Annotated in this window: 15 protein-coding genes; 8 read left to right on the forward strand and 7 right to left on the reverse strand. The window is 62.4% G+C overall.

Annotated elements, in window-relative coordinates; all coding sequences use genetic code 11:
- Positions 1–13: 13 nt before the first annotated feature.
- Positions 14–1,366, reverse strand: coding sequence for a DUF1552 domain-containing protein (locus tag ACFO3E_RS12430; protein ID WP_380805073.1), 1,353 nt, complete (start codon positions 1,364–1,366; stop codon positions 14–16).
- The gene (locus tag ACFO3E_RS12435) at positions 1,366–3,021 is read right to left on the reverse strand and encodes a DUF1592 domain-containing protein (RefSeq protein ID WP_066531468.1); all 1,656 of its coding nucleotides are present in this window, start codon (positions 3,019–3,021) and stop codon (positions 1,366–1,368) included. Before ACFO3E_RS12435 ends, ACFO3E_RS12430 begins: the two co-directional genes overlap by 1 nt.
- Positions 3,022–3,272: 251 nt before the next feature.
- Between ACFO3E_RS12435 and ACFO3E_RS12440 the strand changes: the two genes are divergently transcribed.
- A complete protein-coding gene (locus ACFO3E_RS12440; protein ID WP_066531470.1) occupies positions 3,273–4,349 on the forward strand; it encodes a helix-turn-helix domain-containing protein in 1,077 nt (358 codons plus the stop codon).
- Between the two features lie 30 nt (positions 4,350–4,379).
- Here ACFO3E_RS12440 and ACFO3E_RS12445 read toward each other — a convergent pair whose 3' ends face one another.
- The 3 genes from ACFO3E_RS12445 to ACFO3E_RS12455 form a co-directional block, all read right to left on the reverse strand.
- Positions 4,380–5,057, reverse strand: a complete 678-nt coding sequence (locus ACFO3E_RS12445) for a TetR/AcrR family transcriptional regulator C-terminal domain-containing protein (protein ID WP_066531471.1) — start codon at positions 5,055–5,057, stop codon at positions 4,380–4,382.
- 205 nt (positions 5,058–5,262) lie between these two features.
- Positions 5,263–7,710 (reverse strand): TonB-dependent receptor, encoded by a 2,448-nt coding sequence (locus ACFO3E_RS12450; RefSeq protein WP_380805077.1) that lies wholly within the window; start codon positions 7,708–7,710, stop codon positions 5,263–5,265.
- A 211-nt stretch (positions 7,711–7,921) separates the two neighbouring features.
- The gene (locus ACFO3E_RS12455) at positions 7,922–8,569 is read right to left on the reverse strand and encodes a TetR/AcrR family transcriptional regulator (RefSeq protein ID WP_197486378.1); all 648 of its coding nucleotides are present in this window, start codon (positions 8,567–8,569) and stop codon (positions 7,922–7,924) included.
- 88 nt (positions 8,570–8,657) lie between these two features.
- On the opposite strand from ACFO3E_RS12455, the gene ACFO3E_RS12460 reads away from it, so the two are divergent.
- The 3 genes from ACFO3E_RS12460 to ACFO3E_RS12470 are packed head-to-tail and all read left to right on the forward strand — an operon-like array spanning position 8,658 to position 14,296.
- Positions 8,658–10,136 carry an efflux transporter outer membrane subunit gene (locus tag ACFO3E_RS12460; protein ID WP_066531474.1) on the forward strand — a complete coding sequence of 493 codons (1,479 nt, stop codon included), beginning with the start codon at positions 8,658–8,660 and terminating at the stop codon, positions 10,134–10,136.
- Positions 10,133–11,212, forward strand: a complete 1,080-nt coding sequence (locus tag ACFO3E_RS12465) for an efflux RND transporter periplasmic adaptor subunit (RefSeq protein WP_156518701.1) — start codon at positions 10,133–10,135, stop codon at positions 11,210–11,212. The genes ACFO3E_RS12460 and ACFO3E_RS12465 overlap by 4 nt, the downstream gene beginning before the upstream one ends.
- 3 nt (positions 11,213–11,215) lie before the next feature.
- Positions 11,216–14,296 (forward strand): efflux RND transporter permease subunit, encoded by a 3,081-nt coding sequence (locus tag ACFO3E_RS12470; RefSeq protein ID WP_066531475.1) that lies wholly within the window; start codon positions 11,216–11,218, stop codon positions 14,294–14,296.
- 341 nt (positions 14,297–14,637) lie between these two features.
- Here the strand turns inward: ACFO3E_RS12470 and ACFO3E_RS12475 are convergent, their stop codons facing one another.
- Together ACFO3E_RS12475 and ACFO3E_RS12480 are read right to left on the reverse strand one after the other, a co-directional pair.
- Positions 14,638–14,949, reverse strand: a complete 312-nt coding sequence (locus ACFO3E_RS12475) for a hypothetical protein (RefSeq protein WP_066531477.1) — start codon at positions 14,947–14,949, stop codon at positions 14,638–14,640.
- Positions 14,950–15,009: 60 nt separating this feature from the next.
- The gene (locus ACFO3E_RS12480) at positions 15,010–15,660 is read right to left on the reverse strand and encodes a TetR/AcrR family transcriptional regulator (RefSeq protein WP_380805080.1); all 651 of its coding nucleotides are present in this window, start codon (positions 15,658–15,660) and stop codon (positions 15,010–15,012) included.
- A 156-nt stretch (positions 15,661–15,816) separates the two neighbouring features.
- Between ACFO3E_RS12480 and ACFO3E_RS12485 the strand changes: the two genes are divergently transcribed.
- From ACFO3E_RS12485 to ACFO3E_RS12500, 4 genes are read left to right on the forward strand one after another with little or no spacing between them, the layout of a single operon-like run.
- Positions 15,817–18,036: a glycoside hydrolase family 3 C-terminal domain-containing protein gene (locus ACFO3E_RS12485; RefSeq protein ID WP_066531483.1), complete on the forward strand. Its 2,220-nt coding sequence runs from the start codon at positions 15,817–15,819 to the stop codon at positions 18,034–18,036.
- A 3-nt stretch (positions 18,037–18,039) separates the two neighbouring features.
- Positions 18,040–20,910 (forward strand): glycosyl hydrolase, encoded by a 2,871-nt coding sequence (locus ACFO3E_RS12490; protein WP_082919788.1) that lies wholly within the window; start codon positions 18,040–18,042, stop codon positions 20,908–20,910.
- Positions 20,907–21,911: an alpha/beta hydrolase gene (locus tag ACFO3E_RS12495; RefSeq protein ID WP_066531846.1), complete on the forward strand. Its 1,005-nt coding sequence runs from the start codon at positions 20,907–20,909 to the stop codon at positions 21,909–21,911. The genes ACFO3E_RS12490 and ACFO3E_RS12495 overlap by 4 nt, the downstream gene beginning before the upstream one ends.
- Positions 21,911–24,352 carry an alpha-L-rhamnosidase-related protein gene (locus ACFO3E_RS12500; RefSeq protein WP_380805082.1) on the forward strand — a complete coding sequence of 814 codons (2,442 nt, stop codon included), beginning with the start codon at positions 21,911–21,913 and terminating at the stop codon, positions 24,350–24,352. The genes ACFO3E_RS12495 and ACFO3E_RS12500 overlap by 1 nt, the downstream gene beginning before the upstream one ends.
- Positions 24,353–24,363: the final 11 nt, after the last annotated feature.

Consider the following 24,363-nt stretch of genomic DNA (forward strand, 5'->3'; position numbering starts at 1 on the left):
GTTGCTGTCATCGTCAGGCGAGTATTTCGCTCACCGGCCGTTTGGTGTTCATGGCGTCTAGCCCCCAGGAATCCACAGGCATTCCCATCACTTGCTGAAGGGTCAGGCCGACGCGGCTGATCGTCTCTCCACCGCCTTGGATATGCAAGCCGGATTTCACCTTTCCTCCGGCCTTGCCCGCAAGCATGACAGGGATGCCCAGGACGTCATGGTTTTTCGCATAGGATACGTCCGAATGCGCGAAGACCAGCATATTGTCGAGCAGGGTGCCATCGCCTTCCTTGACGGCGGCCAGTGCGGAAACGAAGTCCGCCCAGGCTTCCATGTTGCGGGTGGCGAAGAAATCGACCGTTGGCTGATAGCCGATGGAGCGGTCGATCAGTTCCTCATGCGTGCTTTGATGATAGCCGGTGGTCTGACCTGCTTGCCGCAAGTCGGAGGCGGCGGTGGAAAACGTCATGTTGAATACGCGCGTCTGGTTGCAGGCGAGCGCCATCGCCAACATTTCCGCCATCAAGCGATGATTATTCTTCCGCCGATCGACATCGGTAATGTCGCCCGACACGGCGGGCGCTTCTTGCGGCACGACGCAAGCTTCGGCCGGCGGTGGCTTCTGCAATTGCAGCGCCAGCTTTCCTTCCATCTCGCGGACCGAGGTGAAATATTGATCGAGCCGGGCCTTGTCGGAAGCACCGAGACGCTTTTGCAGCGCCTGGCGCTGCTCCGTCACGCCTGACAATACGCTGCGGCGTACCATGATGCGGGGGTCGGGCGTGAAATCCGCCTTGTTGGGATCGTTGAAATCCTGTCCGAAAATCTTGCGGTAGAATTCGACAGCGTTGGGGGTCGCGGAGTTCATGCTGCGCCCATCACGGAAGGAATAGCTGGTCCGCGCATCGCCGTCTGCGGACAGTTCGAGTGAGCGGAAGAAGGAACCGTTGCCGATGGCCTCGGCGATCAGGACATCCAAAGTAGGTGCGCGGATGCCGAGCCAATCGTCGGTCGGCGCACCGGTCCGCACGGCAGTGTTGCCCGACAGGTGGGGCAGATTGCCCTTTCCATCCAGCAGCACATCGAAGCCCGTCAGCACGCTGATATGCTGCTTCACCTTGGCGATCGGCGCCAATTGCGGCGGCAGGTCATAATCCGCGCCGACGGTCTTGGGCTGCCAGCGATCCGGGATCATGCCGCATCCCCAGAACCAGGTGCCGAACCGCACCGGAAGCCTGCCTCCGCCCATGGTCGCGGCGAAGGCCGTCCCACTATCATTCAGGAAAGCATCGAGCAGCGGCAAGCCCAAGGTGACCGCCCCGCCGCCCAACACGCCCCGCAGCAGAAATCCGCGCCTAGTCGTTCCATCAACCATCAACCAGCCTCCTTGGTTCTGCGGACAATCCCCGCGCGGCGATCAGGCACGAGGCGCGGCATGGCAAAGAGCGCCGGATCAAGCGCGATTGTGCGCATCAGAGCAGTGAAACGATAGCCCGCCGTCGTGAAATCCTGGTTCAGCCGCGCGATATCGGCACCGTCGGCCTCAGTCGGATTGCGTCCAAGGGCATAGCGCCAGGCAGACTGAACCAGGCATGTGCTGACGCGCGGGTTGTTGCGGAACAAGCCGCCGAGCGCCGCCGCGCCATCAAACGCTTGTTTTTCGAAATTGCCGGTGACGTCGATCGGCTCATCATGCTCCACCTTGCGGAACTGGCCCGCGCCGTCGAACTGCTCCAGGCCAAGACCAAGCGGATCGGTTTTACGGTGGCAACTCGCGCATTCCTCATCGTCAAGATGTGCCTGAAGCCGGGCGCGGGTGGTCTTTAGCGTCGGGTTATCGACATTCTGCACCACCGCGAAGTTTACATTGGCGGGCGGGGCAGGGATTTTCTCGCACAGGAATATCTCTCGCAGCGCCACGCCCCGCAGTGTCGGCGATGTGCGGCCCGGATGCGAATGCTGCGATAACAGGCTGGCATGGGTGAGAAGCCCGCCCCGGGGGTCCCCCTGCGGAAATTCATGGATGTACCAGTTAGCCGTTGACACCGGTATATCGTAGATCGGTCCGAGCGACTTATTCATAGCGATGGCGCGCGTGGTGAAGAGATCCCGATAATCGCCCTTCCGCTCGACCAAGAGCCAATTGATCGTGCGGAGCGTCTGTTCGCGCAGCGCGGTCGCTACCGTCGGTGAGAAGGCGGGGTAAATCAGCGAGTCCTTCGCCAATTCATCCATTCCGTCCAAGCGAAGATAGTCGGTGAAGAAGGCGCGAACACCCTGCTCGAAGCGGGGCGAGCCGATCATGCGATCCACCGCTTTCGCGAGGCCAGCCTGCGTATCCAGCGCGCCGCTCGCCGCATCGTTTAGCAGCGCCTGATCGGGGGTCGTGTTCCAGAGGAGGAAAGAGAGGCGACTGGCCTTCGACCAGGCATCGATGCTCCGCTTGGAGGCGGCAGGCCGATCGACGCGAAACAGGAATTCGGGGCTGGTCAGCATACCCGACAGCGTCGCGGCCAGACCGGCGTGGAAGCTGCCGAGCGTGCTGGCGGCGGAAACCGTCTCATTTGTCAGCGCGGTGACTTCCGCTGCAGCCATTGGCCGCCTAAAGAGCTGCGGCCCCACATGTTCGATGAAGCGGCGGGCGCAGGCAGCGCCATCCTTGTCGGCGGCGGACGGTTCGCATCCGACCAGCTTGGCGCGATGCTGTTCATCCGTCACCTGAGCCGCAATATTCCGTGCCAACCCTTCATATTGTTCCAGACCGGCTGCCGTGACGGAGACGGCGCTGGTGCCGACCGCTTGCAGCCCATCGATGCGCAGATCGGGTTCGAACCGGCCGACAACCTTGATGTCTGGTCCGAAAATGTCCGCGATGACGCTGCGATACTGGCTTTCGGTCAATCGCCGAAGCTGGCTGGCCGGGGTACTGCTGTGCGCTTCGTCAGCCCGCGCTCCGTTGAACGCGATGCTCAGGCCCAGCGTCAGGCAAGCGCCTGCTAGCGTGAGTGAGGAAAGGGCGCGCAACTTCATTTTCGCACGCCTGACCAGGGCACGGCCGCGCCGTTGTGGACTATGGAACAGCCCTCGGCGTCCTCTCTCACCTTCATATATCCTCTCGCTTAACTTTATTCTTCCAGATGGCGCTTCTCCTGATCGTCGGCCACCCCAATTTCAATCAAGGGGCGCGGCTTTTTCGGGCAGCGGCTTTTGGAAAGTCGGATAATTGTGAGATTTATCTCCGCCTCCATATCCGCTAAAGTGATCGAAAATTAGGGGAAGAGATGGTGCGCTCCACAGAGCCCAGACACAGTGAATGGCATCTGGCCGAAAGCGTCGCCGAACGTGTTCTGGCGATCTATGCCGATGTCTTCGGATCCACCGCCCCATTGTTCCGCCATGTAGGGCGAACGGAAGATGAGGGGCTGTCACTGTCCAACCTGCCCGTCACGGATCTCGCACGCATTACCAGCAGGGCCACCAATGAGCTGGCGGGGAGGGATGCGTTGCTGGCGGGGCATCAGACCTTGCGCCCCTGCGACTGGCGGGTGGTTCTATACAGCCTGACCGGGGCGCGAACCTTGCGCGAAGCGATCATGCGCTGTTGCGAGTGTTTCGAGGCGATAGACTGGCGGTGCGGCAAGATGACGCTGCGCACGCATGGCGACGGCGCACAGTTGCAGCTCCAAGCGATCCGGTCGGGCGGATCGACGCCTGCGCGCTGTCTGATTGACCTGTTTGGAATGATGGAGATACATGGCCTGCTGGGTTGGCTGATCGATCTGCGCATTCCTGTTCGCCACGCTTGTCTGAGCCACTCGGCTGATGTTTTTGGCGCCCTCGACCTGCCCGAATTGCCCTTTCCGGTGCGGCTGAACGAAGGATGGAGCGGCTTTGATTTCAGCGCTGCCTTACTCGACTATCCGGTCGTCCGGACCGGCGATGAGCTTGATCGGCGGCCGGTGAACAATCTGCTGTTCGTGTCCGGCGTTCGGGAAGCGGATCGGCAGCCTGCCGAAATGCGAGTCCGGAGCATCGCGATGGCGGCGCTGCGAAATGCTGGCCGTTTGCCCGCTTTTGGCGAGATCGTCAGCAGCCTGGGCGGGAGCGAAGCCACGCTGCGCCGCCAACTTGCGCGGGAGGGCACAAGCTATCGGCAGGTACGCGAAAGCTGCCGCCGTGAGCTGGCCCTGCATCTGCTGCGTAGGAGCGATATGTCGATCGAGGAGATCGCCGTCCGGTTGGATTATTGCGACTCCGATGCCTTCCGCCAGGCGTTCCGGACATGGACCGGCGACTCTCCCACGGCCTACCGTCAGGGAAGCGCCGCCATCGTGCGGGAGCCGGAAATGGAGGCGTAATCGCTTGCAGCTTGTGAGCGTCGCGCGCTGCTAGCTGCGAGGGCTGCCGCCGACGCGTTTCTGGGCGTCGATGCCGTCGACCAACATCTGAAGCGATCGCTCCCAATTTTCTGGGTCAACAATTGCCGCGAAGCTGTCCAGGTTGGCGACCAACAGCGGCAGTTCGGCAGGCGGGCGGCTGTTCACCGTGTCACGCACGCTCACGGAATAATCCGCGGCATAGGATCGCGCATGGGACGCAAGCACCGCCGATCCCATGACCAGCGTATCGACCGCCTTCAGGATGCTAAGCGCTTCTCCGGCCGCAAAGCCGTGTTTCGTCATGGTTTCCAGCCAGCTTTCGACGCTGTCGATCTTGATGGCGGGGCTGAGCTTTCCGTTCATCACCAAGGGCAATAATTGAGCGTCGCTGTGGAAGAGGTCATAGGCGGCGCGGGCATAGGCGAGGGCATAGTCGCGCCAGTCCTGGCCAACATCCTCGGGGAATGGCTGCGTGCTGATCGCGTGGCGCGCGGCGAGACTGATCAGTTCCTCGCGGCCCTTCACATAATTATAGAGAACTGCGACACGCACGCCCAGTCGCTCCGCCAGCGCAGACATGGTTAAATCCTCCAAGCCAAGGGCAATCGCCGCCTCGACCAGCTGACTGGTCGTTAGCCGTCGCGGGCGGCCTGCACGCTTGGCAGGGAAGGCGGGTGGCTGGGTCAATCTGGCTTTCCTAGCTTCGTTGAAGATGCGGCCTCACTGGCGCGGCCGTGGCCTTCCATGCTGATCCGCAACGGTCTGCGCAAGGGCGGAGCTGGAGGATGGTGAATGTCGGCGTAAAAGCAGAACCCTGCCCTCGCGGACGCGAGGACAGGGTTCCGTTTTAGCAGTTCCGGCTTTCTCCCCAGAGGGGTCAGTCGGAAAGCTGTTACCAGTTGAAGGTCAAGGTCGCGCCAATTTCGCGCGGGTTCGTCACGTTGACCGTGCTGTAACCCGACTGGAAGGAGCCAGCCACGACAGCGTTGGTCTGCACTTCGCCCAGCGAGATATTCGTGATGCGCTTTTGATTGAGCACATTCTTCGCGAAGGCGCTGAGTTCCCATTTGTCGTCGTTCGAACGGACTCCGACGAACAGGTTGACCAGCTCACGATGCTTGAAGCGATACTGCGACTGCCACCAGTAATAGCTCGGCGTGTAGGTTAGCAGCGCGCTGACGAAAGGCGTGACAGTATCCATCGGGAAGCGGACTTCCGTGTTGGCATTCAAGCTGAAATCAGGCGTGTTGGCCAGCTTGTCGCTGCTCGTGCAATAGCTGACATTGCCAGGTCCGGTGACATTTTGTGGACCAGTGGTGTTCGGAGTTCCAGTACCCGCGTAGTCGTTGCACGGCAGGCTGGCATTGTCCCAGCGAGCCTTTGTGTAGGCTGCGCTGACGTTCAGATCCCAATTGGGCGTGGGCCGTGCATTGATAGAAGCTTCGATACCCTTGATCGTGGCATCGCCATTATAATTGAAGTCAAAAGTGCCATTGGGCTGGCCCGGGTTGCTTGGCGATTCCCAGTAGATGCTGTTGAAGCGGCTGAGGAAACCATCGAGCTTTTGATAGTAAGCTGCGACGGAATAGTTCAGCTTGCGATCGAACAGCGACCCCTTCAGACCAACTTCAACCGAGTCGGTCTTTTCCGGCTGCGTCTGGATGAGGTCGGCGCTCACAACGGCCGGCCCGGCAACCTTCGAACTGCCTTGGCGGAATGAATGTCCATAGGCCGCATAGACATTCAGGTCAGGCGTCACTTCATAATTGATCGTCGCACCGCCGGTGATCGGCGTGTTCTTGGTGCGCTGAAGCGCTGCGGGGATGATTTCAACGTCAGGCGTATTGAAGAAGCCCACGAGTTGCTGCTGTGTTGTTTGCACCTTCTTCAGGATCGAATAGCGAAGGCCGCCCTGAACAGTCAGCGGGCCAGTCTTGTAGCGGAGATTCCCAGCAAACGACCAGACCTGAGAGTTCACTGGCACCGTCACCAACGCTCGGAGCGGCAATTGATTGGGGAAGGTGAAGGGTGCGATGCTGTTCGGGGGCGAACAGCCCGCCAGTGCGCAGGGTGGATTAACCTGCGCAGTAGGCGCGACATTATAAAGGAACAGGCTGCTATCCTGGTCCACGAACGTCGTACCCGTCTGCTTCGAATGGAATGCGCTCACACCCCAGCCAAGCCCTTCATCATTGTTCGAACTCAGTCGCAGTTCGGCCGTATCGACCTTGTACGGTGTGGTCACGTTCGACGTCTGAATATAGCCCGGAATGGCATTCGCGGAATCCAGGTCACGGGAGATCTTCAACTTGCTGTATTGATGGGCACCGACAAAGGACAGCGTCGCCGGACCAAGATCATAGTCGAACTGCAGGTTGACGAGATGAGTTTCATTCTGGTTGCGGAAGATGCCTTCCTGCACGGAACCCCGGTCTGAGACGCTGAGCGGCGGACCTGACCTGACCGTGGTGTCTGGTGTGAAAGGACGGCCGCCGAACGCTGCGGGAAGAAGGACGATCGGGGTGCCGAAAAGAGTCTCGTACTGGCCAAGAGGCGTATTTCCACTTCCGACCACCTGCTGGAACACGCGGTTGTCCGCATGCAGATACTGATAGGTCAGGTAAGCGGTGAAGTCGGTGCTTGGCTTCCAGCCCAGAGTGATGCGTCCGCTCTCCGTACGGCTGCGTGAATATTGGTCGGTATTGACGTTCCGCACTTGGTTCACGCGGTTGCCATCGACCACACCGGCGACGCGGATCGCGAGCGTGTCATTGAAGGCGAGGGAAGCGCCGCCCTGGACGTTGTAGGCGTGCCGGTCGGTGCCGGTGGCCTGCAAATAGCCTTCAGGGCCGTCGAAGTTCGGCTTGCGCGTGGCGATGGTAATCGAGCCAGCGGGAGCCGACAGGCCGCGCAACAGACCCTGGGGACCGCGCAGAACTTCGATCTGCTGGATGTCGTAGATCGCAGTGAAGATCGTCTGCGCATCCGTAGGGATTTCATTATAATAGGTCTGAACTGCAGGCCCGGTGCCCTGATCAGGATCGAAGGTGATGCCGCGCAGGGTGGTCGTATTGTTGCGGCCGGTCGTGTTGGTCAGCTGAAGACCCGGCGCAAGCTGGGAGACGTCCTTGACGTCGAAAATCTTGAACTTTTCGAGCTGTTCACCCGTAGCGACGTTCACGGACATCGGAACGTCCTGCAACCGTTCTTCGCGGCGGGTGGCCGTGACGATGATGTCGGCGTTGGGATTTTCTGCACCCGCCTGGGCGAAAGCCACGCCCGGTACGGCAAAGGCAGAGACACTGGCGCACAGGAGCGCCGTGCGCTTAACGCGCTTCATTCGCATCGATAATCCTCCCCAAGAGGTATGTTTCAGTTAAAACGGCTCTCGTGATCTTGGGCCGTTTGCGTGCACTATATCGGAGTCACCAACGCAGGCAACAATTTTTCTGAACGATCGCGTGCGAAATGACTCTGTAACCGGACGTTCCGTAACGCATCTTGCGAATGGCGCCCGCAGACCGGAATAATGCTCGGGAAAAACCGAAGCTCTAGAGGTCGGCAGGGCTTGTGATGCCGCCGCAAAATAAGGCGGTCAGCCGCCGCGCATGACGGTTGAGCTGCACCGCATCGACACTGTCATCTGCTTCGCCCTGAAAGAAGCGGCGATGTGATTCCGACAGGATCAGGCTGGTCAGAGATTCCGCTGCAAATCCCACATCCTGATCGGGCAAGATCCCTTGATCCACCAGCGACTGCAAATAGGCGGCAAGAGGATCGAGATAGCGCCGCACCACCACTTGCTCGATCTGCGGCCGCGCTTCCTCAAAGAATGATGAGTTCAGCATCAACAGGCGCCGCATCGCTGTCGCATAAGGCTCGCACACTTCAGCGAGGCATTGTTCGACGAAGGAAAGGAGGCTTTCCTGCCAGCGAGCGCGTGGCGGCACGGCCAAGGGTTGAAGCGCGTAGCCGAGCATTTGCCGCACGACCGCGGCGAAGAGGGCGGGCTTGTTCGGATAATGGGCGTACACCGTCTTCCGCGACAGGCCGGAAGCCGTGATGATCGTGTTCATCGTCAGGCTGGGCCCATGTTCAACCAGCATGCGCATGGTGGTTTCGACCAGCCGATGCTCGATTTCCGCACTTTCCTCGCGGCGGGGGCGACCTGGGCGGCGAGCGGGCGGGTTGTCAGTCATGGGCGGCGTCCCTGGCAAAAAATCGATGGTTCGAAAATAAACAATCTTGTTTCTTTTATTCACTCCGCTATCGGAGAGGTCAACCGTCATGATCGGAGTTCGTCGCTTGCCGCCTTTGGGCCTGCGCTCCTCTTTGCTTCTGCTTTGCGCCGCGCTTTGCGGCTGCGCCCCATCGATTGAACTGGCGCGGCCGAAGCTTGCCCTGCCTGAACGGTTTGAGGCGGCTCCTGCCACTGGGGCAGCGTCGGAACCGCTGGACAGATGGTGGGACCGCTTCGCCGACCCGCAGCTTTCCGCGTTGGTGGACGAGGCGTTGGCCTATAATACGGATGCGCGGTCCGCCTATTTCCGCCTGCGGGAGGCGCGTGCCATCCGGGATCAGTCGCTGTCCCAACGCCTGCCCACAGGGGCGGTGAGCGGTTCGGCCAAGGTGCAGGATGGCAGTCAGCTGTCGGGCACCGATGTCTTCGGTTCGACAGCAAGGAGCGATAGTCAGTCGCTGAGCTTCAGCCCGAGCTGGGAACTCGACCTGTTCGGGCGGCTGGCCGCGATTGGGGAAGGCGCGCGGGCAAGCTATGTGGCGGCCGCCTATGACTATCATGCTGCGCGTCTCAGTCTGGCTGCCGATGTCGCCAGCGCCTTGTTCGACGCACGCGGGCTCGCGGTGCAGCGTGACGATGCTCAGGAGGTGCTGCGGATCGCGCGGGATTTGGCGCGGGCGTCCGAACTCGGCCGCGATCATGGTCTGGTCGCAGCGGGGGAGACGGCGCGGCTGGAAGGCGATGTCGCGTCCGCGCAGGCAGAACTGACGCGCGTTGAAACCGCATTGCGCAATGCAAAGCGATCGCTGCTGGTGCTGGTGGGGCGGCCCGATGCGCGGACCGAAAGCCTGCCCATCGAAGCGCGGCTCGATACGCCGCCGCCGGTCCCGCCGATCTTGCCCGCAACGCTGCTGACCCGCCGACCGGATGTGCTCGCGGCGGAAGCGCGGCTGGCGGCAGCGGCGAGCGCCGTGCAGGTTGACCGGCTGGCGCTCTTTCCGCGCTTCACCCTTCAGGGGACCGGCAGCATCAGCCGTACCTCGGGCGCGCTGGGAGGCGTGTCGAGCCTCTGGTCGCTGGGCGCGGGGCTAAGCCTGCCGATACTGGATCGAACGCGCCTGATGGCGCAACTGCGTGCGACGCAGGCTCAGGGGGAGCAAGCGGTCATCAGTTATGAGGCAGCGGTGCAGGCGGCCTTTCGCGACGCCGACATAGCGCTCGCTCTCGTCGCCGCCGACCGAACGCGGCTCACCGATCTGGCGCGGGCGGAAGAGCGGGCGCGCTTCGCCTTCAGTACGGGACGCAAGGGCTATCAGGCCGGGCTGACCGACCTTACAACGCTGCTGCAGTCCGAACAGACCTGGCGTGCGGCGCGCCGGGCGCTCACCACGGCGCGGACGCGGGCGCTCAACAATATCGTTGCCGCGTGCCGGACATTGGGCGGGGGTTGGAGCCCTGATGATCCGGCGACCGCCCCTGACCAGCCCGCAATCATTCTGCCGATCCAGTCCAAGGAAATGCCGTGACCATCAAGCTGCGTCCCATTGCCCTGGCGCTACCCTTCACGCTGCTGCTTGCCGCATGCGGCCGCGGCGAGGACGGCGCGAAGGAACCGCCGCCCCCCACCGTGACCGTCGCTCGGATCGAGCAGCGCGCACTGGAAGGCGGGCTTAGCGCTTCGGGCCGGCTGATCCCGCGGGAGGAAGTGGCGGTCGCGCCGGAACTGTCGGGCTACCGTATCGCTCGAGTGCTGGTGGAAGAAGACGCCAGGGTCGGCGCGGGGCAGGTGCTTGCCGTATTGGACGACACGCTGCTGCGCTCCCAGATAGATCAGGCGCGCGCGCAGCTCAGCCAGCAGCAGGTGGCTTATGAAAAGGCGCGGATGGAGGCAGGCCGCGTGGCCGGGCTCGACAATCAGGGCGTGCTTTCGCAGGAGGCAATCGATCAGCGACGGATAGCGGCCCGTTCGGCGCAGGCGGCGGTCGGCGTGGCAAAGGCGCAGCTTGACGATCTGCTGACGCGGCAGCGGCGGCTGATCGTGCGTTCGCCTGTCGCAGGACGCGTGCTTCAGCGTTCCGCACGGCCGGGCGAACCCTCCGCATCGGGCACGGTGCTGTTCACCATCGCACGCGACGATCTTGTAGAACTGGATGCCGAAGTAGCCGAAGCGGCGATGGGCACTCTGGCCATCGGCGACCCTGCTGTCGTCACGCTAGCGTCGGGCGCGAAGATCAACGGCAGGGTGCGCCTGCTGGGCGCGCGCGTCGATAACCAGACCGGCCTGTCGAGGGCCCGCATTGCCCTGCCCGTCAGTCCCGATCTGCGGCCGGGTGGCTTTGCCCAAGCCAGTTTCGTCAAGGAAAGCACGGCTGTCCTGGCGGCCCCTGAAAAGGCGGTGCATTATGATGCGGACGGCGCGTACATGCTGCTGCTGGACAAGGGCGACCGCGTTCATCGCGTGTCGGTGCGCACGGGACGGCGTGCAGCGGGCATGGTCGAAATATTGAGCGGCGCGAAGCCGGGCGGCCGAGCGGTCCTGGGCGGCGGCGCGTTCCTGCTGGAAGGCGACCGGGTGCGGACTGCGCCCGGCGGAAGAACCTAAGCCATGCGCATTTCCGCCTGGGCCATCCGCAATCCGATTCCGGTCGTATCGCTGTTCATCCTGCTGACGATTGCGGGGATCGTCGCCTATGTCGGACTGCCCATCAAGCAGTTCCCCAATGTCAACTTCCCTGTCGTGAGCGTTACCGTCACGCAAAATGGCGCTGCGCCCAGCGAAGTTGAAAATCAGATTACCCGCCCCATAGAGAACGCCCTTAGCGGCGTGGCCGGGGTCAAGCATATCAGCTCGACCGCCGTACTCGGCTCATCAACCACGACGGTCGAATTCGAGCTCCACAGCGACATGCAGAAGGCTACGGATGACGTCCGCACTGCCGTGGAGCGGGCGCGCGTCGAACTGCCTACCGGTATCGATCCGCCGCTGGTGCAGAGGCTGGACATCGATAACGCGCCGATCCTGACCTATGCGGTCAGCGCGCCGGGTATGGGCGACACCGAATTGTCGCGCTTCATCGACAAGGTCGTCACCCGAGCCTTGCAAGCCCAGGCGGGGGTGGCGCAGGTCCGGCGGATTGGCGGCGCGGAGCGCGAGATCAATGTGGTGTTGGATGCGCAGCGCATGGCGGCGTTCGGCGTGACCGCGCCGCAGGTCAACAATGCGCTTGCGGCCTTCAATAGCGATGATCCGGGCGGCCGCGCGGACGTCGGCGCAGTCGAACAAACGATCCGCGTGCTGGGATCGTCCATTACGATAGACCGGCTGCGGGCGCTCTCCATCCCTGTCCAGGGCCGCTATGTGCGCCTGTCCGATATTGCCGAGATTGGCGACGGCGCGGCCGAGCAGCGCAGCTTCGCGCGTCTCGACGGCAGGCCGGTGACCGCGATCCAGGTCAGCAAGACGCGCGATGCGAGTGACATCAGCGTGGAAGATCGGGTGGTCAAGGCGATCGATCAGCTTCAGGCGGATCATCGGGGCGTCATCTTCACCAAGCTGGTTTCCACCGTTGATTCCACACGCCGCAGCTTCTCTTCGACCCAGCATGTGCTAATCGAGGGCATCTTCCTCGCCGTCCTCGTGGTCTATCTCTTCCTGCGTAACTGGCGGGCCACGATCATCGCTGCCGTAGCCATGCCGCTGTCGCTCATCCCGACTTTCGTGATGATGTCGGCCATGGGCTTCAGCCTCAACAGCATCACGCTGCTGGCGCTGACGCTGGTGATCGGCATCCTGGTCGATGACGCCATCGTGGAAGTCGAAAATATCGAAAAGCGCATCGAGGCAGGGGAAAGCCCCTATCGCGCCGCGCTGATCGGGGCCGACGCCATCGGCCTCGCGGTCATTGCCACTACTGCGACGATCATCGCCGTGTTCGCGCCGGTTTCGCTGATACCGGGCCAGGCAGGGCAGTTTTTCCGAGAGTTCGGCCTGACCGTCGCAGTCGCGGTGCTTTTCTCCCTAGTGGTCGCGCGCTTGCTCACGCCTCTGATGGCCGCCTATTTCCTGGTGCCGTTGAAGGATAGGACGCATCGGGAAAAGCAGCCGGTCAATCCGATCTACGGCCGCATATTGGATTGGGCGCTGGCGCATCGGTGGATGACCATGGCGATCGGCGCAGGCATTTTCCTGTTGTCGCTGCTGCTCGCCAGCCTCACGCCAGTGGGTTTCCAGCCGGTCGGCAATCCCGGCTATCTCTATGTGGCGGTGCAGGGGCCTCCTGGCGCCACGCGCGAGGACATGGCCCGTGCTGTGAACACAGCCACGAAGATGCTGCTGGCCGAACCCGCCGTCGAGCGCGTCTTTGCGCAGGTCGGCTCGACCGCAGGAGGCTTTGGCGACGGCGATGATCTGAGGTCGGGGACCTTGACGGTCGTGCTGAAGGAGCATCGCGACGTCACCACGGACCAGTTCCGCCAGATCATAAGGCCCAAGCTGCGCGATGTGCCCGATATTCGCCTGTCGAACCAGGGTTCGTTCGGCAGTGCGGGTGTCAGCATCGTGCTGGCGGGAGAGGATGGGCAGGCGCTGGAGCGCACGCAGATCGAATTGTTGCGCCAGATGCGCGGCGTGCGCTCGATTTCGGATCCGCGCCCTGCGCCTCCGCCTGCCGGTCCGGAGTTGATCGTGACGCCCCGGTCAGAGGAGGCCGCGCGCCTCAACGTGGATAGCCGCACCCTGGCGCAGGTCCTGCGCGTCGCAACCATCGGTGACATAGACGCCAGCGTCGCAAAATATTCCGATGGCGACGAACGCGTGCCGATACGCGTGCGCCTGCCAGAAGGATCGCGTCAGGATTTGGATACGATCGCCAACCTGCGGGTCCCGACGCTTGATGGCCAGACGACGCCGCTGTCGGCTGTCGCGGATATCCGGTTCAAGGCCGGACCCGGAAAGATCGTGCGGTATGACCGCGAACGCCGAGTGTCGGTGGAAGCTGACCTCATCGCCGGGAGGACATTAGGACAGGCGCTTGAAGAAGTCGCAGCGCTGCCGGTGATGCGCAATCTTCCCAAAGGCGTGCAGCAAGCGCGTGAAGGCGACTCCGAGGCAATGGCTGAACTGTTTGGCGGTTTTCTGCTCGCGATCGTGGCAGGTATCGGCCTAACATTCTCCGTCCTGGTTCTGTTGTTCAAGGGCTTCTTCAAGCCAGTGGTGATTCTTGCCGCGCTTCCGCTGTCGCTGCTTGGCGCATTCACCGCGCTGGTCCTCTTTGGCAAGACGCTGGACCTTCCCGCCATGATCGGCTTGCTGATGCTGCTCGGGCTGTGCGCCAAGAACTCGATCCTGCTCGTCGAGTTTGCGATCGAGGAAGAGCGTGCAGGAACGCCGATGACGCATGCGCTGCGCAATGCGTGCCGTGAGCGTGCAAGGCCGATCGTGATGACGACTGTTGCGATGGCGGCGGGCATGCTGCCTACGGCGCTCGGGATAGGGGAGGGCGCTGAGTTCCGTCAGCCCATGGCGCTCGCGGTGATCGGCGGTTTGATCACGTCCACCGCCTTGTCACTCATCTTCGTCCCGGTGATATATGAAATTGTGGAGAGCATCGAACGTTGGATCGCGCCGCGCGCCGCCCGATTCGTGACGCCGCGTCAGCCGGGCGACGATGATCCGTTCCCTACATGATGAGGCGACATTAGCGTTTACTCACTTATCGCTTGACCAATCGAACATAGACGTTCAATTGGGGACTGCCTTCCAGGCACTCTCCTACACCTACTAGGCCGGCTATATGCCGGCCTTTTCTTTGCCTGCTACGCTTGGCCGTGGTTCGGAGGGGGCAGAGTATCTGTTCGGCCTGAGGGCGAGTGGGGCCGAAATCCTGAGCGCCATTCAAACGAGGCTGCATGCACGAAGATATTGGGCAGTGGCAAAGCGCAGGCGCGTGCGCCTGAAATGCACAAATGTTTGGGGCAAAAAGAAAGGGCGCTTGAGCGCCCTTCCTCTGTGCGACCCGGGTCGTAAAATCAGGGCAGCTTCGCCAGATCTGCGTCGATCGCAGCAAGGCGGGCGTCCGTGACTTCTTCGCTGGCATATTGCTGAATCGCCTTCAGCGTCATGCCGCGAGCCATTTCGACCTGATCATTGGTCGTCATGCCGGGGATATGCTTTTCGACGATCGCCTTGGCGGCAGGGTTGTCGAGCAGCGTGCCCAGATCGGTGTCAGCGGTGTTCAGCTTGCCCTTGACGGCAGCAGCTGCGGGTGCCGACGCGGCGGTCTGCGCAAGAGCAGGCGTCGCAATGGCGAGGGCTGCCGTAGCAAGAATCAAAAGACGCATGAATCAGGATCCTCCATTTTCGAGACCATCTATATCGCACGATATCGTTCTAAATTCAAGTCACCAACTTGCGCGTGCGGCCATAAAAAGATCGACTGTGTCGCGGGCGGCCTTCAATATATCCTCTTCGGCGACCGGCCCGCAGCTGCTTTCCTGAACTTCCCATCCCGAAATTGTCGATACGAACAGGCGGGCAATGACATCAGGATTGCGCACCGGTATCCCATCGCGCCTTGCCGCCTCCTGAATATCGCGACTGATAAGCTGGACGATGTAGACATAGCCGGCTTCATAAAGTGCCTTGGCCAGTTCCGGGAACCGGTCCCGATAAGCGAGCGTCAGGCGCTTGAAAGCCTGAACGTCGGCCTGCAGAAATGATCGTGCGATGGTGCGCGCGTGATGGTACAGCCGCTCGCCGATATCGTCCGTGAGGAGATAATCTTCCTGCGACGACACGGCCGACCATTTATCGACGCGATCCTGGATCACCTTAGTGAACAAGGCCTCCTTCGATGGATAGCGTGCGTAAAGCGTTCCTTTGGAAACGCCCGTCGCCGTCGCGATATTCTCCATCGCTACAGTGTCATAGCCCGACTCTAAAAACATGCGGCTGGCGGTTGCGAGAATTGCCTCATCGATGGCGGCAACCTGTTTCGCGTCCGGTCGACCTCTTTTGGGCTTAAATGCTTTTTCGATCTTCGTGGCAGTCATAATCACATCTCTGACTCAGGCGGTCCTTATTAGCAATCCCGGTTCGAAAAAAAATCGAACGCAACCGATCGAATATTGACGCCATGCCGATGCGAGTCTATGAAAGGTAAACTATCAAGATCTGAACTATGTCCATGGCCGGAGAGGGCTTTAATCATGAAAAAATCGACGTCGCTCCTGTGCCTTGCTGCGATGGGCTCGATGCTGACGCCCATTTCCGGACAGGCGAAGACATCGGCGGATACACCTGAACGTCGCGCTGCTGAAACGCTCGCGAAAATGACGCCGGAAGAGAAGTTCACTCTGCTCCATGGGCCCATGCCATCGATTCTGCCGCCCGCCAAAAGGCCCCAGGGTGTGACGATCGGCGCTGGCTTCATCGAGGGCGTCGAGCGCCTCGGCGTGCCCCGGTTGATCGAGAGCGACGCGAGCCTGGGCGTTTCGAACCTCATGGAAATGCGCAAGGGCGATGTCGCTACCGCTCTGCCTTCGGGGCTCTCCCTGGCGTCGAGCTGGGACCCAGAAATCGCCCGTTCAGGCGGGGTGATGATTGGGTCGGAGGCGCGAGCCAAGGGCTTCAACGTCATGCTAGTGGGCGGCGTCAATCTCGTGCGCGATCCCCGCGCGGGCCGGAATTTCGAATATCTGGGCGAAGACCCGCTGCTCGGTGGCGTGCTGGTGGGCGGCCAGATTGCTGGCGTCCAGTCCAACAACATCATCGGCACGATCAAGCATTTCGCCCTCAACAATCAGGAAACCGGCCGCAATGTCGGCTCGGTGGAAATGGACGAGACGCCTATGCGGGAAAGCGACCTGCTCGCCTTTCAAATCGGTATCGAACGCGGCAATCCCGGTTCGGTAATGTGCGCCTATAATCGTGTTGGCGGCACCTACGCTTGCGAGAACGCGTTTCTCCTGAACGATGTGCTGCGTCGCGATTGGGGCTTCAAGGGCTTCGTGATGTCCGACTGGGGCGCGGTCCATTCGACCGAGGCGATCCTGGCCGGGCTGGACCAGCAGTCGGGCGAGCAGCTCGACGGCAAGCGCTATTTCTCCGATCTGCTCGTCAAGGCGCTGCAGGAAGGCAAGGTTCCGCAGTCTGCCGTCGATAAGGCTGCGGGGCGCGTGCTCTATGCCATCTATGCGCATGGCCTGGCCGATAATCCGCTCAAGCCGGGCCAGCCGATCAACTATGACGCCAATGCCGAGGTCGCGCAGCGCGCAGCCGAGCAGGGCATTGTCCTGCTGCGCAACGAGGGCGGCATCCTGCCCTTGGCCGCATCGGCGAAGAAGATATTGGTCGTTGGCGGCAATGCCGATGTCGGCGTGCCCGGCGGCGGCGGATCGAGCCAGGTCAACCCTGTGGGTGGCCTCAAACGCGTTGGCAAGGGTGCGGAAAGCGGTCCGGCTGCCGGGTTCGCCAAGCGCGGCTACGGCGGCACCGCGCCGCTCGACGCCTTGCGCGCCGAATTGCCTGGAGCGCAGATCAGCTATCTGGACGGCAAGGATGCAGCGGCCGCCGCATCTGCTGCCAAGGCTGCGGACGTCGTAATCGTCTTCGCGGAAAAATTTGCCACCGAAGCGGTAGATCAGCCCGATCTCTCGCTGGGCGAAGGGCAGGATGCGCTGATCGACGCGGTCGCTGGCGCAAATGCCAAGACCGTGGTGGTTCTGGAAACCGGCAATGCCGTGCTGATGCCCTGGCGGGACAAGGTGCCCGCCATCCTGTCGGCTTGGTATGGCGGCCAGCGTGGCGGGACGGCCATCGCCCGCATCCTGACTGGCAAGGTCAATCCGTCGGGCCATCTGCCGGTCACTTTCCCGGCATCGGTCGACCATTTGCCAAATCCGGTGCTGCCTGGTTCGGACGCTCCTCCGGCGGACAAGGAAACGCGTGCGGTTTACGGCATTCAGGCTGGTACGAAGCCGTTCGACATCCGCTATCCGGAAGGATCGGATGTTGGCTATCGCTGGTTCGACAAAAAGGGTTTGAAGCCGCTCTATCCCTTCGGCCATGGCCTCAGCTACACGCAGTTCCGCTATGACGGGCTGAAGACGACCGGCGGCAAGGCGCTGACCGTGCGTTTCACCGTCACCAACAGCGGCCAGCGCGCGGGTGCCGATGTGCCTCAGGTCTATGTCACGCGGCCCGGCAAGGCCAAGCGGCTTGTCGGCTGGGCCAAGCCTGACCTGAAGCCGGGCGAGAGCACAGAGGTTACGGTGACGGCGGATATGCGCGTGCTGGCTGACTTCGACGCCAAGGCGCAGCGTTGGGTGCTGCCTGCCGAGGAAGTGAAGGTCGAAGTCGGCACGTCTGCGGCCGATCCGGTCCTGACCGGCACCGCCAAGCTGAACCGCGCCGTCCGGAAGCCCTGAGCCATGACGACCAAGCGGATGATGAAGTGCTGCCTGCTGGCGGCAACGGCTTTGCTCGCCCTGGCCGATACGCCAGCCCTGGCGGGGCCTCTGGAGGAGGGGTTTCGCGTCCCTCCGATAGAGGCCCGTCCGCGCTTTCGCTGGTGGTGGCCGGGCGACGCAGTAACGGATGAAGAGCTGCGCCGCGAGGTCAAGCTCATGGCGGACACGGGCTTTGCTGGCGCGGAGATCCAGTCATTTTCGCCGAATTTCATCACGCTGACCCCTGACGAGAAGGAGCGGGTGAACCAATATGCCGAGCCCTCCTTCTTCGCCCACGTCCGCACGGCGGGGGAGGCGGCGAAGTCGGCGGGGCTGACGCTCGATTATACGCTTGGCTCTTCGTGGCCCTCGGGCGGCGGATTTGCCATTCCGCCGGAACTGGCTTTCACCGAATTGACCATGGCCCGTTCGGAGGTGAAGGGCGGGCAGGTTGGCCCGATCAAGCTGACCATCCCCAAGCGCACGCGGCGGCTCGGCGCGCTCAACTTTCTCGACGCCCGCGTCAAGGACCCGAAAGTCGCCGACTGGGGCAAGCGTCTTGATGCGCGGGCGCGCACCGTCGCCGTGGTGGCGGTTAAGGGCGGAGCGCCCATGCTCAATCCGGCTGCGGCGGGGGCGATGGGCATGACGCTGACGCCGTGGCGCGACGTCATCACGCCCGGCACGCTCGATCCGTCGAGCAGCATCGTCCTGACCGACAAGCTGCGGGATGATGGGACATTGGATTGGACGCCGCCGCCGGGCGATTGGCAGTTATTCCTGTTCCGCCAATATGCGTCGGATGTGGGCGTCCTCGGCGCAGCGGGGCAGGGGCCGCAGCTGATCCTGGATCACATGAATCCCAAAGCCTTCGCCGCACATGTGGCGCGGGTCGGTGATCCGCTTGGTAACAACCCGCCGGGCCTGCGATCGACCTTTGTCGACAGCCTGGAATTGATGCAGGACATCCAATGGGGTCCTGAATTGCTGAAGGAATTCAAGAAAAGGCGCGGATATGATCTGACGCCCTATCTGCCCTTCGTCTTGCAGCCGGGCTGGATGCAGGCGTGGAACGAGCATTGGTCCCCGCCCTATTTCGACTCATCGAGCGGCGATTTTGCCGAACGGGTGCGTACCGACTACCGCCGCACCGTGTCGGACATGATGATTGAGGGGTTCATTCAGCCGTTCGTCGCATGGAATCACAGCCATGGCCTGAAAGCCAAATTCCAGGCCCATGGCGGCCCGTTCGACGTCATTCGCGGCTATGGCCTTGCTGACATTCCCGAGACCGAAGACCTGCCCGGCGAGGGCGATCCGTTATTCACGCGCCTCGCCCGGTCGGCAGCGCATCTTTATGGCAAGCCGATCGTGTCCGCGGAAAGCCTAGCCTGGGCAAATCGGCCGTTCGACGTGACGCCGGACGAAATGCGGCGGCGGGTCGATGCTCTGATCGTGGGCGGCGTCAACTCGATGATCCTACATGGCTATAATTACCGCTTCCATGCCGAGGATTGGCCGGGCTGGCACGCATTTCAACCCAGCCCGTTCGCAGCGGGCTTTTCCAGCATGCTGAACGAGACCAATCCGGTCTGGTCAGCCATGAAGCCGCTGGGCACCTATATCGGTCGGCTCCAGTCTGTGATGCAGGCAGGACAGGCGGTGGTGCCTGTCGCCTATTTCTACGGCCGCTACGGCTATTATGAAGGCATCGAAGACCAGGGCGCAGGCAGGCTGGCGGCCGAGAAGGCGTTTCTAGCCGCGGGCTATGATTATGACCGGATCAATCCGGACTCCATCGCCCATGCCCGTGTGGAGGGTCGGCAACTCATCGCCCAAGGCGGTCAGCGTTATCCGGTGCTCGTCCTGCCCCCGATAGACGGCATCCGCGCCGATACGGCCGAAGCCATCGCCGGTTTCGCTAAGGCCGGGCTGCCGGTCTTCTTCATCGATCACGCCCCCACGCGCGATGAAGGATTGGCGCAGGCCCGCAGTCGCGACGCCCGGGTGAAAAAGGCCGTGGCCGCCGCGATGAAGGCGGGGGCGAAAGTCGTTCCAGCAGCCGCAATCCCTGACAGCCTGCGAACAGCGTCGATCCCTGCCAATCTGCACTTCAGCGGCGATGCGACCGGCCTGGTCTTTGTCCAGCGGCGGATCGATGGCCGCACCGTCACCTTCGTCCACAACAGGGGCGAAGCTGCGCGCGCGGTCACGATGACGCTGCCAGGCGTCGGCGGCATCACGCGCTGGGATGCTATGGATGGCAGTATGACGCCTGTTTCAGCCAAGGCCGTCCAGCAGCAGACAGCGGTGCCGCTTATGCTCGCAGCTGGTGAAAGCGCATTGCTGGTGCTTGACCCCAAAACGCAGGCCGCCACTATCCCGTCACCCGTTCCCGTCGGCAGCGTAACGCTGCCCGCCGATGGGTGGCAGCTTCGCGTGGAGGGCCATGCGGAGCGAAATCCCTATGCCCATGATTTCGGCTCCGTGACGCTGAAGGATTGGCTGCAGGTTCCGGAACTGACGCAGTTCGCAGGCACTGGCACTTATCGGCGATCGATCACTGTCGATGCGGGCTGGCTGACGAAGGGCACGAAGCTTGTACTCGATCTCGGGCAGGTGCGTGACATCGCGACCGTAACGATCAATGGCCTGAGCCTTCCCACCATGTTCAGCGCCCCGTTCCGTGTCGATGTGACCGGCCTGTTGCGCGCGGGGAAGAACGACCTCAGCGTAGCAGTCGCCAATGTGCCGCAAAATGGGGTGATCAATCCCAAGAACCCGGCGTACAAGAAGTTCAAGCCGGTGCCAGCTGGATGGACGGGGCCCGTCCGATTGGAGGCCAGCCGATGATCCTCCGCCGCGCCGCGACGGCGCTCGCCTCCGTCCTCCTCCTGGCCGCAGCACCTGCTACGACGGCTCCCGACGATCTGAGTTTGGTCAATCCTGAGTTGCGGCCCATGGCGCGCGTCATATTGCAGGCGCAGCGCAAGGGGAACAGCTTCACCCCCCCTAAGCTGGGCGCGCTGCCCGCCGGCGTCGAGGAACGGCAGGCGCCGGGTTCGCGCGGGCATCCCGCCGTTCCGGTCTATGTGGTCAATGCCGGGACCGCAGCCGGATCGCCGCGCGGCGCGATCTACTACGTCCATGGGGGTGGCTTTATCGGCGGCGACGCCCGGGAAAATCTGTCTTCGCTCAAGAGCATGGCGGCGCGACTGAACTGTGTGGTTGTGTCCGTCCAATATCGCCTTGCGCCAGCCACCCGCTTTCCCGGTCCGCTGGAGGATGCTTATGCGGGGCTGAAATGGCTGCATGGCAATGCAGCGTCGCTGGGTGTCGATCCGGCACGCATAGTTGTGCTGGGCGAAAGTGCCGGAGGCGGTCTGGCCGCGATGTTGACGATCGCGGCGCGAGATCGGGGCGAGGTGCCGGTAGCCTATCAGGCGCTGGTATATCCGATGCTCGACGATCGCACGGGTTCGTCCCGCCCGGTTCCGCCTCATATCGGCCAACTGATTTGGACCGCAAAATCCAATCGCCAAGGCTGGCAGGCGCTGCTGGGGCGTGAACCCGGTGCAGCCAGTCAACCAGCAGGGTCGGTTCCGGCACGCGTCGCCAACCTTAAGGGGCTGCCGCCCACCTTTATCGAAGTGGGCTCCATCGATCTCTTCGCGGAGGAGGATATCGAATTTGCCCGCCGCCTGGTCAATGCAGGCGTGCCGACCGAGTTGCTGGTCGTTCCCGGCGCTTTCCACGGATTTCAGTTCATCGCGCCGCGTGCTGCAGTCTCGCAACAATTCACCGCGGCGCTGGACGCCGCGCTGGCTCGCGCTCTTTCGCCGGAGAAGAAATAATGACCCTGCGTGCGCTGATGGCTGGATCGCTGATGATTGCCGCCGCGCCTGCTGCGATGGCTCAATCCGGCACGAGTCAGGGCTGGATCAGCCATGCGGAGGCTGGACCTGCCGTCCCCCCGATCGTGCTGCATTTCCGCCGCACTATCACCTTGTCTGTGAAGCCGCGCAGCTATCCGGTGCGCGTAACAGCCGACAACCGCTTCATCCTGTTCGTGAACGGTAAGCGCGTCGCCGCAGGACCGTCGATCGGCGATATCAGTCATTGGCGGGAAGAGAGCATCGACCTTGCCCCCTATATGAAGGCCGGCGCAAACGTCATTGCGGCCACTGTATGGAACGGGGTGCAGCCGCTGAAACTGCCCGCCAGCGCGACGCCGGAGCAAATATCCGCCGCGCAGGGCGCTGCCCTGTTCACCAACACGGCACCCCTTTTCCAGCAGAGCGTCGCGACCGGATTTCGCCTGATCGGCGAAGGCGAGGCGGCGGCGGCATCGACCGATCAGCCTGGCTGGCGCGTCAAGCGCGATCAGGGCCGGGGCTTCGGCAATGGCTGGCGGCAGGTCAAACGCTGGTATTATGTCGCGGGCAATCCTGAGACGATCGATGCCGCCAAAGCGGATTTCGACGCCGCCGGGCCGCAGGAAAAGGGGCAGGGCTGGCAGGATGCCGTGGCTGCGCCAGACGCGGCGAAGCGGACGCTGGTTCCCGATCGATTGCCGCAGCAGCTTTATGCGCCCGCCGCCTTTGGCAAGGTCGTGCGCACCGACTTGCCCGCCGCCAGAGCCTTTCCCGCGCGGCCAGTTACCATCGCGCCGAACAGCAAGATCACCTTGCTCCTGCAGCGCGACGCGATGCTGTCCGCCTATCCGCAAATCGACGTTTCGGGCGGCAAGGGTGCGGCGATCAAGCTGCTTTGGGCCGAAGCGCTTTACGATGCAGATGGCCGCAAAGGCGACCGCGACCTGATCGAGGATCGCAAGCCGATCGGCATATGGGATAGCTTCATCGCTGACGGCGCGAAGCGCAGTTTCGCACCCCTGTGGTGGCGGACCTGGCGCTATGCCGAAATCACGGTCGAAACCAAGGACCAGCCGTTGGTGCTGGAGGGGCTGCGCGCCTTTGAAACCGGCTATCCCTTCAAACAGGTCGGTCAGTTCAAGAGCGACGATCCGCAACTCACGCAGATTTTCAACGTAGGCTGGCGCACCGCGCGGATCGACGCCCATGAAACCTACATGGACACGGCCTTTTGGGAACAGTTGCAATATGCTGGCGACACGCGCCTGCAGATGCTGATTTCCTATGCCGTTTCCGGCGATCCCCGGCTGGCCGAGCAGGCGATCGATGCCTATGCAGCGTCCAATGTCGATGGCGGGCTGATCGAAAGCGCCTGGCCGACGCGGGGCAAGAATGTGATCGCGCCGTTTGCGCTGCTGTGGGTCGGAATGTTGGACGATTGGCGGCTGCGGCAGCCCGATCCCGCGCCGATCGTTCGTAATATCGGGCGGATGCGCCAGATGCTCGATTGGTTCGAAACCTATAAGCGGCCCAGCGGATTGCTCGGCAAGAACCCTCAGTGGAATTTCATCGATTGGGTTGGGCAGGCTGCGACCGATCGCTCCATCTTCCCTTCCTATGGCAAAGCTGATGAAAGCTGTCTGATGAGCGTCAGCTGGCTGGGCGCTCTGCAGCAGGGTGCCGCGATCGAGGACGCCTTTGGTGACAAGGGCGTAGGGCAGCGCTACGCCGAACGGGCGGCGGCATTGAAAGCCGCCATTCGCAAGCATTGCTGGGTTCCCTCGCGTGGGCTCTACGCCGACAATCCCGATGGTGATCGCTTCAGCCAGCATATGAACGCCCTCGCGATCCTTTACGATGTGGCGGACCGCGACGAAGCAGGTGCCATCATCGACCGGATCAACGTGCCGGGGAAGGGCATCGACGCGCCGGAAGGGGTCACAGCTGTCAGCTATTATTTCGCCTGGTATCTCGCCCAGGCACTGGTGCATGCTGGCAAGGCCGACCAATATCTGGGCCTGCTGAAGACATGGCGCGATTTGCTGGGGGTCCACTATACGACCTGGCCAGAGGAACGCGACGATGCGGGGCAGGGCGGCAAGGGGCAATCAACCCGCTCCGACAGTCATGCGTGGAGCGCCCATCCGACTGCCGACCTGCTGGGCATCGTCGCGGGCATCGGGCCGGATGCGCCTGGCTATGCGCGGGTGAAGGTGGAGCCTGCGCTGGGATCGCTCAAGATCCTGTCGGCGACCGCCGCGACACCGCAGGGGCCGGTCAGCGTCCGCTATCGTCTGTCGGGCGGCACGCTGAACGCGGAGATCACCCGGCCTGCCAATTTGCCGGGTGACTTCGTGTGGAAGGGAAAGCGCTATTCGCTCACCCGCGTGACCACGAAATTGAAGGTCCCGGCGCGCTAGGCCGGGACCAT

The sequence above is a fragment of the Sphingobium tyrosinilyticum genome (assembly GCF_042654265.1).
In the GTDB taxonomy this organism is placed as follows: Bacteria; Pseudomonadota; Alphaproteobacteria; order Sphingomonadales; family Sphingomonadaceae; genus Sphingobium; species Sphingobium tyrosinilyticum.

Coding starts and splice junctions, on each gene's coding strand:
- ACFO3E_RS12500 (WP_380805082.1), top strand. CDS start 21,911: ATGACCCTGCGTGCGCTGATGGCTGGATCGCTGATGATTGCCGCCGCG.
- ACFO3E_RS12480 (WP_380805080.1), bottom strand. CDS start 15,660: ATGACTGCCACGAAGATCGAAAAAGCATTTAAGCCCAAAAGAGGTCGA.
- ACFO3E_RS12485 (WP_066531483.1), top strand. CDS start 15,817: ATGAAAAAATCGACGTCGCTCCTGTGCCTTGCTGCGATGGGCTCGATG.
- ACFO3E_RS12460 (WP_066531474.1), top strand. CDS start 8,658: ATGATCGGAGTTCGTCGCTTGCCGCCTTTGGGCCTGCGCTCCTCTTTG.
- ACFO3E_RS12455 (WP_197486378.1), bottom strand. CDS start 8,569: ATGACTGACAACCCGCCCGCTCGCCGCCCAGGTCGCCCCCGCCGCGAG.
- ACFO3E_RS12440 (WP_066531470.1), top strand. CDS start 3,273: ATGGTGCGCTCCACAGAGCCCAGACACAGTGAATGGCATCTGGCCGAA.
- ACFO3E_RS12495 (WP_066531846.1), top strand. CDS start 20,907: ATGATCCTCCGCCGCGCCGCGACGGCGCTCGCCTCCGTCCTCCTCCTG.
- ACFO3E_RS12450 (WP_380805077.1), bottom strand. CDS start 7,710: ATGAAGCGCGTTAAGCGCACGGCGCTCCTGTGCGCCAGTGTCTCTGCC.
- ACFO3E_RS12475 (WP_066531477.1), bottom strand. CDS start 14,949: ATGCGTCTTTTGATTCTTGCTACGGCAGCCCTCGCCATTGCGACGCCT.
- ACFO3E_RS12490 (WP_082919788.1), top strand. CDS start 18,040: ATGACGACCAAGCGGATGATGAAGTGCTGCCTGCTGGCGGCAACGGCT.
- ACFO3E_RS12430 (WP_380805073.1), bottom strand. CDS start 1,366: ATGGTTGATGGAACGACTAGGCGCGGATTTCTGCTGCGGGGCGTGTTG.
- ACFO3E_RS12435 (WP_066531468.1), bottom strand. CDS start 3,021: ATGAAGTTGCGCGCCCTTTCCTCACTCACGCTAGCAGGCGCTTGCCTG.
- ACFO3E_RS12470 (WP_066531475.1), top strand. CDS start 11,216: ATGCGCATTTCCGCCTGGGCCATCCGCAATCCGATTCCGGTCGTATCG.